The sequence below is a fragment of the Winogradskyella ursingii genome (assembly GCF_013403975.1).
Lineage (GTDB): Bacteria > Bacteroidota > Bacteroidia > Flavobacteriales > Flavobacteriaceae > Winogradskyella > Winogradskyella ursingii.
The window spans coordinates 475143-488394 of the sequence record NZ_JABFDH010000002.1; the positions used below are offsets into that span (position 1 = coordinate 475143).

General features: G+C 35.9%; 7 protein-coding genes. 5 read left to right on the forward strand and 2 right to left on the reverse strand.

Going from position 1 to position 13252, the window contains the following annotated elements; all coding sequences use genetic code 11:
* Positions 1 to 17: 17 nt before the first annotated feature.
* The 3 genes from HM983_RS05900 (at position 18) to HM983_RS05910 (ending at position 7219) form a co-directional block, all read left to right on the forward strand.
* Positions 18 to 1088 carry an isoaspartyl peptidase/L-asparaginase family protein gene (locus HM983_RS05900; RefSeq protein ID WP_179344465.1) on the forward strand — a complete coding sequence of 357 codons (1071 nt, stop codon included), beginning with the start codon at positions 18 to 20 and terminating at the stop codon, positions 1086 to 1088.
* A gap of 218 nt (positions 1089 to 1306) precedes the next feature.
* Positions 1307 to 6880, forward strand: coding sequence for an alpha-2-macroglobulin family protein (locus HM983_RS05905; RefSeq protein WP_179344466.1), 5574 nt, complete (start codon positions 1307 to 1309; stop codon positions 6878 to 6880).
* A gap of 6 nt (positions 6881 to 6886) precedes the next feature.
* Positions 6887 to 7219 carry an antibiotic biosynthesis monooxygenase family protein gene (locus HM983_RS05910; RefSeq protein WP_179344467.1) on the forward strand — a complete coding sequence of 111 codons (333 nt, stop codon included), beginning with the start codon at positions 6887 to 6889 and terminating at the stop codon, positions 7217 to 7219.
* A 33-nt stretch (positions 7220 to 7252) separates the two neighbouring features.
* Here HM983_RS05910 and HM983_RS15985 read toward each other — a convergent pair whose 3' ends face one another.
* Positions 7253 to 9139, reverse strand: coding sequence for a T9SS type B sorting domain-containing protein (locus tag HM983_RS15985; RefSeq protein WP_179344468.1), 1887 nt, complete (start codon positions 9137 to 9139; stop codon positions 7253 to 7255).
* A gap of 78 nt (positions 9140 to 9217) precedes the next feature.
* On the opposite strand from HM983_RS15985, the gene pbpC reads away from it, so the two are divergent.
* Entirely contained in the window at positions 9218 to 11569 is a 2352-nt protein-coding gene (gene pbpC, locus HM983_RS05920) for a penicillin-binding protein 1C (RefSeq protein ID WP_179344469.1), read from the forward strand.
* A gap of 40 nt (positions 11570 to 11609) precedes the next feature.
* Positions 11610 to 12053 carry a hypothetical protein gene (locus HM983_RS05925; RefSeq protein WP_179344766.1) on the forward strand — a complete coding sequence of 148 codons (444 nt, stop codon included), beginning with the start codon at positions 11610 to 11612 and terminating at the stop codon, positions 12051 to 12053.
* Positions 12054 to 12112: 59 nt separating this feature from the next.
* Here the strand turns inward: HM983_RS05925 and HM983_RS05930 are convergent, their stop codons facing one another.
* Positions 12113 to 13180 carry an endonuclease/exonuclease/phosphatase family protein gene (locus HM983_RS05930; RefSeq protein WP_179344470.1) on the reverse strand — a complete coding sequence of 356 codons (1068 nt, stop codon included), beginning with the start codon at positions 13178 to 13180 and terminating at the stop codon, positions 12113 to 12115.
* Between the last annotated feature and the right edge of the window lie 72 nt (positions 13181 to 13252).

Sequence of the window (13252 nt, forward strand, 5' to 3'; positions counted from 1 at the left end):
GTAAAATCTAATTTATTATGAAAAAAATCATTCCATTATTTCTACTTTTATTAATCTGTTTTTCGTGTGAAAACCAATCAAAATCAGATACTCCATCTCAAAATGAATCTGCTGAAATGTCTGAAGACAAAAGACAAGAATTCGCGATCGTTATCCATGGAGGAGCTGGTACAATTTTAAAAGAAAATATGACTCCAGAGCGTGAGGCCGAATACCAAGCCAAACTTGAAGAAGCCATTAGAGTGGGTTATGAAATACTTAAAAATGGTGGAAGCAGTCTAGATGCAGTCGAAAAAACCATCAATGTCATGGAAGACTCGCCGCTCTTTAATGCTGGTAAGGGTGCAGTATTCACCAATGCTGAAACCAATGAACTTGATGCCTCAATCATGGATGGCAAGACGTTAAATGCAGGAGCTTCTGCTGGAACCACCACGGTTAGAAACCCAATTAATTTAGCTCGTGCTGTCATGGAAAAATCCGAACATGTGATGCTCTCAGGAAAAGGTGCAGAAACCTTTGCAAAGGAGCAAGGTATAACAACAGTTGAACCAGAATATTTCTATACCGAAAACCGATTCAATTCATTAAAACGAGCAAAAGACAGAGAAAAAGTAGAATTGGACCACGACGATAAAACAGCATTCTACGACCCATTAATTAAAGACTCAAAATACGGTACTGTTGGTTGCGCTGCATTAGACAAAAATGGAAATCTTGCTGCTGGCACTTCTACGGGTGGCATGACCAACAAACGTTATGGTAGAATTGGTGATGCACCAATCATCGGTTCTGGGACTTATGCCAATAATGCGACGTGTGCTGTATCTAGTACTGGTTGGGGTGAGTATTTTATTCGTGGGCAAGTGGCTTATGATATTTCTGCTATGATGGAGTACAAAGGTGTTTCTTTGGAAGAAGCTTCAAAAGAAGTTATTCAAAATAAACTTACAAATTTAGGAGGCACTGGAGGAATTATTGCTTTAGATAAAACTGGTAATATCGTTATGGAATTTAATACCGCTGGTATGTACCGTGCAAAAATGAATGATAAAGGTGAGCTAACGGTTGGGATTTATGAGAAGTAATTTTTCATTTCGATAAACCGCTATACCGAGAAATCTCATGAGAAAAGCTTAATAGCTTAACTTTTGAGATTTTTCGTTTTAGCTCACAATAACAAAATTTATATTTTTTTTAACTTCTAACAACAGACTAAACCACAAAAAACCCACGTACTTATTTAACAAGAATGTCCCTATCCATTTTTTTCGTTACTATTTTTACTTATTAATACCCTGTTACCATGCGCATCAATAAACACCTTGTTTTTGTACTCCTTTTTATTTTAATTTATTCTTGTAAAAAAAAGCCTGTTGAAACTGATAACATTTTCAAGTTTCGAGATTATATAAACTACACTACTTCCGGGTTGGTTTCAGTTGTTGATCCCATAAAAATTAATTTTGCAAATTCAGTAAAAGGCTGGGAGAGCGAGCAGGAATTAGATGCTGATTTTATTAAAATCACACCTCATGTTCAAGGAAAATTAAAAGCGCTCAACAAAAACACCTTAGTTTTTACACCCGACGAGCCATTGGAACCATCAACTGAATATACAATCACGGTTCAACTCAATGAAATCTATAATTCCATGCCCGAGGGTTATGAAGATTACACATTTCAATTTAAAACCATTACACCAAGTTTTAATATAACGACTGGCAACCTTCAATCTTACTCAAAAGAATTGCAATACCTAACTGCCCGTTTACAGTCCGCTGATGTTATTTCATTAGAAGATGCCAAAAAATTAGTCTCAGCATTTCAAGATGAAAACACATTGGAACTGGTTTGGAATGAAGCTCAAAGTCGTTCAAAATATTTTGAATTTAAAATTGATAATATTAAACGCTTTGTTGATAATAGTAAAGTTGAAATACAGTGGGATGGAAATGCAATAAATTCAGAAAATAAAGGAGAGAACACTCTTACAATTCCAGGAAAAAATAATTTTACTATAGTAGACACTGAAGTCTTTCAGTCACCAGAACAATTTCTTTCCATCAACTTTTCAGATCCTATTGATAAACAGCAGAATTTTGCTGGGTTGGTAACCATACAAGGTGTTAAAAACCCAAAATATATTGTAGATGGCAATGTTCTAAAAGTATATCCAGACACCAAGTTAGTAGGTGATATTCAGGTAGACGTTTTCACGGGCATCAAAAGCACTGACAATTATAAACTAAAAAAAGCTCTTTCAGAGGTATTTCTATTTGAAGCTCTAAAACCACAGGTTCGTTTAATAAGTAATGGTATAATTTTACCAAATTCAAAAGATCTAAAATTCAATTTTGAAGCTGTAAATCTGAGTAAAGTTGATGTTAGAATCATTAAAATATATGAAGACAATGTGCTTCAATTTCTTCAGGATAACAATCTGAGCAGTAACGACCAATATTCTATTAAAAAAGTAGGCCGTCGCATTGCAAAGGAAACGATAACCTTGATTCATGACGAAATTCAAAATACTGGAAAATGGAAAGCCTACAGCATTGATCTTTCAAAATATCTTAATGCCCATCCTGGATCAATTTACCGTGTGGAATTAAGTTTTAAAAGGGATTATTCGTTGTACGACTGCAATTCAATTGCAGAAGTCACCAACATTGAAAATGATGAATATGAGGAATATTACGAAGAAGACTATTTTGCTTACGATGAAATTTCAGAAGATGACGAAGAATTACGTGAAGAGCGCTATTGGGACAACCTAACCTATAGTTACCGCAACCAGAATTACAGATGGAGGGACCGAGAAAATCCATGTACGGATTCCTATTTTAACTATGAGAGCAACAGTGTTGTTTCGCAAAATATTTTAAGTTCAGATCTGGGTGTTATCGCCAAACAGGGAAATGACAACACTTATTTATTTGCAATCACAAATATTATTACAACTGAACCAGAACGTGGAGCTAAAGTGCAGTTGTTCAATTTTCAGCAACAAAAACTGGCCGACGGAGTGAGTAACAGTGAAGGCATAGTAGAAATTGATGTGAAAAACAGGGCCGCTTTTGCCATTGTTTCAAAAGCGAAACGCGTTAGTTATTTAAAGCTTCAAGAAGGTAACTCACTGTCATTAAGCAAATTTGACGTTTCAGGAAATCGTTTAGAGCGTGGACTCAAAGGATATATCTACGGCGAGCGAGGGGTATGGCGACCTGGTGACAGTTTGTTTTTAACATTTGTTCTGAACGATAATGACAATAAACTACCTAAACACCATCCCGTAAAACTTGAAATCACAGATCCTGTTGGAAAATTGGTTTACAGAAAAATTTCCATTGACAACATCAACAATTTTTATGATTTTAAAGTGCCAACTTCGCAAGACTACAAAACAGGTAATTACAACGCAAAAGTATCGGTTGGTGGTGCTTCATTTTCAAAATCATTAAAGGTTGAAACCGTAAAGCCTAATCGATTAAAAATTAAAATTGATTTTGAGAATAAAATTTTAACCAATAATGAGCCATTACAGGGAGATCTCAAAGTAACATGGCTCCACGGTGCACCTGCAAAAAATTTAAAGGCCGAGGTAAAAGTTAAGTTCACAAATGCCTATACAACTTTTGACAACTATAAAGACTACGTTTTTAGTGACCCAACTAGAAAATTCAACTCCGAAGAAACCAATGTATTTGACGGTAGTCTCGATGCTAATGGAAATGCGATAATGAGTTCAAAATTAAATATCGGAAAAAATGCACCTGGTATGTTGAGCGCACAATTTTTAGTCCGTGCATTTGAAAATGGAGGTGATTTTTCCTTAGATGCTTTTACAATGCCTTATGCACCATATGAAAGTTTTGTTGGGTTACGTTCGCCCGAAGGAAGTAGATACGGTTCCTTTTTTACGGATGAAAATCACACCTTTAATTTAGCAACGGTCAATGCAAAAGGACAGCCAATTAAACGCGAAAATGTAGAGATAAAAGTCTATAAAATTGAATGGCGTTGGTGGTGGAATTCTTCTTATGATGATTTAGCCAGCTATGTGTCCAGCAATTTCCACAGACCTGTCCAAGAATTTATAGTAAATACCGATAACCGTGGAAAAGCGAATTTTAAACTCAATATTCCGGAAAACGAACGTGGAAGATACCTCATTAGAATTACAGATCCTGTGAGTGGGCACGCTACAGGTAGAACTGCTTATTTTTACAAAAACTGGTGGCAGAATACGCCATCGACAGATAAGGAAGCAGCAAAAATGCTGGTGTTTTCAACCGACAAGGAAAATTACATTGTGGGCGAAATTGCAAAACTTACGTTTCCTTCTGGCAGTGAAGGCAGAGCCCTAGTAAGTATTGAAAACGGCACCGAAGTATTACAACACCAATGGATAAAAACCAAACCTGGTGAAACTACAGTAGACATACCCGTGACCGAAAAAATGGCACCAAACGTTTTTATCAATATTTCTTTACTACAGCCTCATGCGATTACGGCCAACGATTTACCGATTAGATTATATGGCGTCATTCCTATGATGGTAGAAAATCCTAGAACTAAATTAGAACCTCAATTACAAATGCCAGACGTCATAAGACCTGAGGAATCCTATGAAATTAAAATTTCAGAAAAAAGCGATAAAACTATGACTTATACTATAGCTGTCGTTGAGGAAGGCTTGTTGGATTTGACCCGATTTAAAACACCAAATGCTTGGGATAAGTTTTACGCTCGTGAAGCCTTAGGTGTAAAAACTTGGGATATTTTTGATGATGTAATTGGAGCATATTCAGGCAGTATTGATCAAGTTTTTGCTATTGGTGGTGACGGCAGTGCTGCTGCAGGCAAGAACAAAAAAGCCAACCGTTTTAAACCCGTAGTGACCTATTTAGGCCCATTTCTTTTAAATAAAGGTGAAACCAAAACGCATCAACTTAAAATGCCCAATTATATCGGAGCCGTTAGAGCGATGGTTGTAGCAGGAAATAATAATGCTGAGGCTTACGGAAGTGCAGAAAAATCGGTACAAGTTAAAAAGCCGTTAATGGTTTTGGCTACGCTTCCCAGAAAGTTGAGTCCAGGCGAAAAAGTAACACTTCCCATTACGGTTTTTGCCATGGAAAACAAAGTGAAAAACGTCAATCTGTCTTTAAAGACGAGTGATGGAATTACTATAAAAGGTGAAGCTTCGCAAACACTTCAATTTAATAAACCAGATGAAAAAATGGCGTATTTTGAATTGGACGTCTCGCAAGCAAAAGGTATCAATACGGTAGAAGTTGTTGCCCAAGGAAATGGCGAACGCTCCACTTACAAAGTTGAAATTGACGTAGAAAATCCAAACCCAATAACATCACGAGTTATTGATAACGAACTCGACGCAAATACTAAAAAAACTATTGAGATCACAACATTTGGTGTAGCAGGTACAAATTCTGCAACGGTAGAATATTCAACCTTGCCACCAATGGATTTTACTAAACGATTGCAATATTTAATCCGTTATCCACACGGTTGTTTGGAGCAAACTACATCAAGTGTATTTCCGCAATTGTTTCTGCCAGATATGTTTGATTTGACATCAAAGAAAAAACAGGAAATCCAAAATAATATCGAAAATGGCATCAAACGTTTGGGACAATTTCAACAACCTAATGGCGCTATGAGCTATTGGATTGGAGAGAATTCAGCCAACGACTGGAGTACGAGTTATGCCGGGCATTTTATGATTGAAGCTGAGAAAAAAGGGTTTGTACTCCCTCTTACTTTTAAGAGTAACTGGATTGCCTATCAGAAACAAGCGGCGAGAAATTGGAGACCTAGTTATCGCATTTATCATTCAGATTTGGCCCAAGCCTATCGACTATATACATTAGCATTAGCTGGCAGTGCAGACTTGGCAAGTATGAATAGATTAAGAGAGTTTGATGAAATTTCTAATGAAGCCAAATGGCGATTGGCAGCAGCATACGCACTCGTAGGACAAAACGAAGCGAGTGAAGCCATTTCAAGAACTGCAAATATTAATTTTTCTTCTCCAAATTCTGATAATTACACCTACGGTTCAGTCGATAGAAATAGAGCTATGGCATTGGAAACCATGATTATTACTGGTAACGATAAAGCTTATGATTTAGCTAAAACAATTGCCAAGGATTTATCGAGTAACCAATGGATGAGTACCCAAACCACTGCTTATAGCCTATTGGCTATGGGCAAAATGGTTATTAAAAATGGCGGAAAAGATCTAAAATTAAACTATACCATAAACGGTAAAACCGAAACCATTGATACCAAGAATGCCATTGCCCAACGCAGCCTTCTTATTAACGATGGTAATAATAAATTGGTTATTACCAATCAACGGGATAACTTGGTTTATGTGCGTGTTTTAAATTCAGGAAAATTAAAATTGGGCGAAGAACTGGCCGAACAGCGTGGTTTTTCAATTTCTACAGTTTATAAAGATTTAAAGGGCAATAAAATTGAAGTTTCCAAATTAAAACAAGGTCAAGATTTTGTCGCCACCGTGAATATTTCTAATCTTACCAATAGTAAAGTTAACGACGTAGCATTGACACAGATTTTTCCATCGGGTTGGGATATTGTAAATACACGTTTTACCGATTTTGGAGATACTACAGTGAGCCAAGCACGATACACGGATATTAAAGACGACCGCGTCAATTTTTATTTTGATATAGGTCCAAAAGGAACATATGGTTCCAAAACATTTACCGTTATGCTGAATGCATCATATCTTGGCACCTACTATTTACCTGGTACACAAGCTGAAGCAATGTATAATAATGATTATTTGGTGCGGAATAGAGGGCGTTGGATTACTGTTGAAAAATAAAACTAAATGATAGACCTCAAAACATACTACGCCGTAATTTTCACCTCAACACAATCTGAAGAAATTGAAGGCTATGCAGAAATGTCAGAAAAAATGGAAAGTTTAGCAAAACAACAAAAAGGTTTTTTGGGTTTTGATTCTGCGCGTAACGACACTTCGACTTCACTTAGTAACCACATTGGGATTACCGTAAGTTATTGGGAAAATCTCGAAGCTATTAAAACCTGGAAGGCTAATTCTGCACATTTATTGGCCCAACAAAAAGGACGCAAGCAATGGTATGATTGGTATAACGTTAAAATTTGTAAAGTTGAGCATGAATATGAATTTGAAAAGTAGTTATCATTACTGGTATAGCATAGTAATGTTTAGTTATCGTTTCAATGCAAAATGCCCTCTCAATTGCTGTCCACCAATCTCTATAAGATACCAATAGTCCGATGTTGGTAAATCCTCACTATTAAATGTTCCATCCCAATTAATATTTCTATTTATGGCTGAGAACAATAGCTTACCGTAGCGGTCAAAAATGAAAACCTTAGAGGATGGGAAGAATTCAAGTGCATTTATAGAGAAAAAATCATTTACACCATCATTGTTTGGCGTCATAAATTTTGGGATAAAGAAATGTAAGTGCTCCTGAGATACTTCAAAATCACATTCTATAGACCGCACAAAAACTGTATATAATCGGCTAGGTTGATTATTAAAAACATTACAACTTTGAAAATTGACGCCATCAACGGAATATTGATAATCACCTTCTGTTAATAGGTTAACTATTATAGAACTGCCATCTGATTCAATAGTTTCAATCACTGGTGGGATAATTTCATTTACAGTAAAGGTGATGATCTCAGTTAAACAGCCATTTGTGACCTCAACTACGTAAACACCAGCACTATTAACATTAATAGATTCTGTTTCTTCACCACTATTCCACATATATTCCGGATTCACAATATCCGACTCTACTTCTAATTCAATAATTTCGTCTTGACACAGATTGATAAATACATCTCTTGATTCTATAGGTTGGGTCCCAGTAATTTCCCATTGGCAAGTCTCATTATTGAATGTGGTAGATTGCCAGCACAGCAAATCAGTTGGCGCTTCGGGTTGCATACCAGAAACTTCCCAACTACATGTAGCATCATTAAAAAAAGTAACTTCCCAGCATTCTAAATTTGTTGGTTGAGGTGGTTGTGTTCCTGAAATTTCCCAACTACATGTGTTATCATTAAATGTAGCAGTTTCCCAACATTCTAAATTTGGTTGGGCTGGAGCTTGATTAATAATTACTTGAAAAATATCAGAAAAAGTAATACAATCCGAGTTATCCAAATTACCTTGAAACTCAGCAACCTTTGCTCTGTAGAATGCAGACGTCGTTACGTTATTAATGTTTAGCGATGCACCGGTTTCACCATTTATGTCAGTCCAATTCGTTCCATCTGTACTAATTTGCCATTGGTAAAAATGATTGCTGAATACAGCATTATCTGGCATAGCTGTAATTGTCTCTGAATACGGAACTTGGGTACTACATACCGTTACCGAATTATTATTGCTAGTATCTGCAACTGCAATAGAATCACCACAACTTTTAAAGGTGATATCATCAATTGCCAAATCATTACCACAACCACCAGAACCATTATTCAGCATTTTTAGGATTACTGAAGTTTGACTGGGAGCTGTTTGAAAAACCAATGCATACTGATCCCAATTTGGTGAGTTTGAGCCAAAAATATCTCCCGTATTTCCAGATGCCAGTAAATTAGTATCTGTATTATCCCAAATTTCAAACCTTACATTTATAGGAATTTGACTATTACCACAAAAGCCAGTAGATGGTGTTAAATTAATAAGCCATGATGAAAACTCATAAGTAGTATTTTCACAGAGACCGTTGATATTGGTTCTGTAAAATTCACCTGCGGTGAAATCAGAATTGACGATAAGCATTCTACCGTTATTATCATTTGGTGTATGATCATCAATATCAAACCAATCAAAATAATTTGAATTACTCGACACCGTGTAAAGTCCATCTTCCGGTGCTTGGCCGTTGGCATAAGTATATGTAGTTGTTCCTGCAGGTAAAGGGGAGTCCGTTAACCCTGTACCAAATGTTTCTAAAAATATCGGATCGCCAGAATTGCCCTGACAGAATCCCAATTGAGCAAACATGGATTCTGAAAAGATAAAAAGACAACAAATTAGGATTAGTTTTAGACTTAAAAAGGGTTTTCTCACGTTTAAATATATAGATAAATTTGTGTACTATCTTGCCTTTTCGATAAGATGGTTATAATAATCGCTTTTGTATAGCACATGTATAGGTTAATAAGGTTTTTTAAGAGAAATAAGTTGAAGTCAGTAGTGCTTATCGCCCTATTATTAGCGTATTATTTCTGCTTGCCAAAACATCTATTTAGAGATCCAACAGCGACAGTAATTACAAGTTCTTCGGATATTTTGTTGGGCGCACAAATTGCGGATGATGGACAGTGGAGATTTCCTACCAATGATAATATTCCCAATAAATTTAAAACTTGTATACTTCAATTTGAAGACGAATATTTCTACAAGCATCCCGGCTTTAATCCAGTTTCAATTTTCAAAGCTTTAAAGAAAAATGTAAATTCGGGTTCAGTAAAACGAGGTGGAAGTACAATTACACAGCAAGTAATTAGACTGTCTAGAAAAGGCCAATCTCGAAGTTATTTTGAAAAATTAAAAGAACTGATTCTTGCAACACGGTTAGAATTTCGATTATCGAAAGATGAAATTTTAAACCTTTACGCTAGTCATGCACCTTTTGGTGGCAACGTAGTTGGTATTGATGCTGCCGCTTGGAGATACTTTAATAGAGATGCTTCTAACTTATCCTGGGCAGAATGTGCCACTCTTGCCGTACTGCCAAATGCACCGAGCCTCATCTATCCAGGAAAGAACCAGATACGTTTATTGGAAAAGCGAAATAGATTATTAAAAAAACTTTTTGAACATGGAGATATAGATGAATTGACCTATGAACTCTCAATTGCCGAAGGGCTGCCCCAAAAACCGTATCCGCTGCCTCAGATCACTCCACATTTAGTTCAGAAAATAGCGAAAACCAAAAAGGGTAAACGCATAAAAACTACAATTAATATTGCTTTACAGGAACAAACAAATGAAATCGTAGAGCAACATCATAATCGACTAAAACAGAATGAAATTCACAACATCTCAGTATTGATATTAGATGTAAAAACTCGAAGAGTATTAACTTACGTTGGAAACTCACCAACGGATAAAGCCCATCAAAAAAATGTGGACATTATTGACAAACCAAGGAGTACAGGCAGTATTTTAAAACCTTTTCTATATGCTGCCATGCTTGATGCAGGTGATTTGTTACCTAATACTTTAGTGCCAGATGTGCCAACACAATTTGGAAGCTATCAACCCGAAAATTTCGATAAGTCTTATGATGGAGCTGTGTTTGCAAATGAGGCTTTATCCCGTTCTTTGAACGTGCCTGCCGTACGTATGCTTCAGGATTTTGGATTGGACAGATTCTATCATTATTTAAAACAACTACAATTAAAAGACTTAAAATATAATGCCAATCATTACGGTTTGTCCTTAGTGCTTGGTGGTGCAGAAAGCAACCTTTGGGATTTGTGTAAAAGTTATGCCGCTATGTCTTCGACCTTAAACCATTTTAGTGAAAATTCCAGCGAATATTTTACAAATGAATTTTGCGAACCAATAGTTTTTGATAATGAAAATGTTGATTTTGGACAAAAAGTAAAAGACAAAATTATTTATGATGCTGGTTCTATTTTTCTCACTTACGAAAGTATGAAGCAAGTCAACCGACCTGAGGGTGACGATAGTTGGGAATACTATGATTCGTCCAAAGAAATTGCATGGAAAACAGGTACAAGTTTTGGCTTTAGAGACGCGTGGGCTATAGGTACCACTAAAGATTATGTGGTTGGTGTTTGGGCAGGTAATGCAGATGGAGAGGGCAGACCAGGTTTGGTTGGCGTACAGACTTCAGCGCCTATTTTGTTTGATGTTTTCGATTTGTTACCGAGAGGGGAATGGTTTGCTAAGCCATACGACGAATTGTTTGAAGTGGATATTTGTAAAAAAAGTGGTTACCGCGCTTCTACTATTTGTGATGATACGGAAATACGATTGATTCAAAACAGCGGAAAAAAGACAGAGCCTTGTCCTTTTCATCAATTGGTACACTTAGATGTCTCTAAACAGTTTCAAATTAATTCTTCTTGTGAAAATATTTCAGCTATAAATAGTGAAGCTTGGTTTATCCTTCCGCCCTTACAAGCGTTTTATTTCAAAAATAAAAATCCGTTTTATAAAGATCTACCTCCTGTGCGGTCAGATTGTAAAGGCAACTCTGGTGTCCATATGGAATTTATTTATCCAAATAAAAAAAGTACCATCTTTTTACCAAAAGATTTTGACGGCAAAATCAATGATTTAATTTTGAAAGTCGCCCACTCCAAACCAGAACTCGAGCTGTATTGGTACATTGACGCTCAATATATTGGCAGCACAAAAGATATTCATGATATGGCCGTGAAACCTACTTCTGGTGATCACTTAATTACAGTTGTGGATGCTCTCGGAAATGAGCTGAAACGTAAAATAACCATTTCAGAATAATTATATTGTTATTTTTGTGTCATAAACAACCAACCTTTTAATTATGGAAACTGTTCAATTTATTCATTCCTATTGGGCCTATTTGGTACTTTTAGTTCTTGTAGTGGCTACTTTTAATGCTTTGTTCAAATTTTTTAGCAATAAGCCTTTTGACGCTATAGATTTTAGAATGTCGCTTTTTGCTTTGATTACAATGCACATTCAGTTGCTAATTGGTATTATTTTATTTTTTACTAAAGATTATTTCGGAACGATTGAGGAAGTTGGTGGTATGGGAGAAGTGATGAAAAATGATGTATTACGCTCTAATATCATCGAGCATCCATTAACTATGATGATAGCGGTTGTTTTAGTGACTGTTGGTTATTCTAAACATAAGAAAAAGCTGGTTTCTAAACCAAAATTTAAGATGCTTGCTATTTTTTATACATTGGCACTAATACTTGTACTTGCTAAAATTCCTTGGAACTTGTGGTTTGATTAAAATAAAAAAATGCTCAAAATTATATTTTGAGCATTTTTTTTATAATTCAATTATAGATATTATTCTTCGCTATCCTTTACTTCTTTAATCAGATAAACATAAACAGGAAAGTGGTCACTATACCCGTCTGTAAATCCTCCATCGGCAAAACTTCTAAACGGATAACCTTCATATCTTCCTCGTTTATTACTTAAATATGCCTTATTGTAGATTCCAGCTTTCCAATATCTAAAGGATGAATAATCGTCCTCCAATAATGGTTGTGTTACCATAATCTGGTCAAACAAACTCCAAGCATCACGATACGCGGTTGTTCCATATCCTTTCTCGGTAAACATTTTTTCAAACGGGTTATAGATGCCTTTTAAACCTACATCTTCTTTTTCTTTTTTTGCTTTTAATACTTCTTTTACACTATCGTTAGTTGGGTCATCGTTTAAATCTCCCATGGTAAAAATCTTAGCATAAGGATCTATGGATTGTAAAGAATCGATGATGCGCTTGTTCAACTTTGCGGCTCCCACTCTCTTCGAGCGACTTCGAGCTTCACCACCACTACGCGATGGCCAATGGTTGACGATGACGTGAATTAAATCACCATCCAATTTACCAGAAACCAGCAACTGGTCTCTAGTGTAAACACGATTTCTTGTAAGATCATCATAAATTACCAACTCATGTGATTTTGAATCTATAGGTTGGAACAACGCTTTTTGATATAATAGCGCTACGTCGATACTTCGTCTATCTGGTCCTTCGTAATGAATAATTCCGTAATCTTTACCTAAGAGTAGTGGATCATTCACTAAATCTTCAAGAACTTGTCTGTTTTCAATTTCGCACACACCAATAATTGCGGGCGCATTCTTAGCCATATCGCTACCAATATTAGCAACCACGCGCGCCATATTCTTCACCTTTTTCTTATAGACTTCACCTCGATTGGCATTCATCTCCATAATAGGGCTTGCCTCATCGTATTTTGTAGGATCATTTATGGTATCAAATAGATTTTCTAAATTATAAAACGCGACGGTATGAATTTTAAAGCGTTTCTTTTCTTGTGCTGAAACATGAGTAATACTCAAGAAAGCGAGTAGAACAAAAAGTAATTTTATTGATTTCATTTCTATATATTATATAATCGTTATGTCTAAAGCAAATTGCTTGCCAAAAGTATGTATTTATTATAAAAAACG

Excerpts from the sequence above, each read along its gene's own strand:
- pbpC (WP_179344469.1), top strand. The coding sequence starts at position 9,218 with ATGTATAGGTTAATAAGGTTTTTTAAGAGAAATAAGTTGAAGTCAGTA.
- HM983_RS05900 (WP_179344465.1), top strand. The coding sequence starts at position 18 with ATGAAAAAAATCATTCCATTATTTCTACTTTTATTAATCTGTTTTTCG.
- HM983_RS05930 (WP_179344470.1), bottom strand. The coding sequence starts at position 13,180 with ATGAAATCAATAAAATTACTTTTTGTTCTACTCGCTTTCTTGAGTATT.
- HM983_RS05905 (WP_179344466.1), top strand. The coding sequence starts at position 1,307 with ATGCGCATCAATAAACACCTTGTTTTTGTACTCCTTTTTATTTTAATT.
- HM983_RS05910 (WP_179344467.1), top strand. The coding sequence starts at position 6,887 with ATGATAGACCTCAAAACATACTACGCCGTAATTTTCACCTCAACACAA.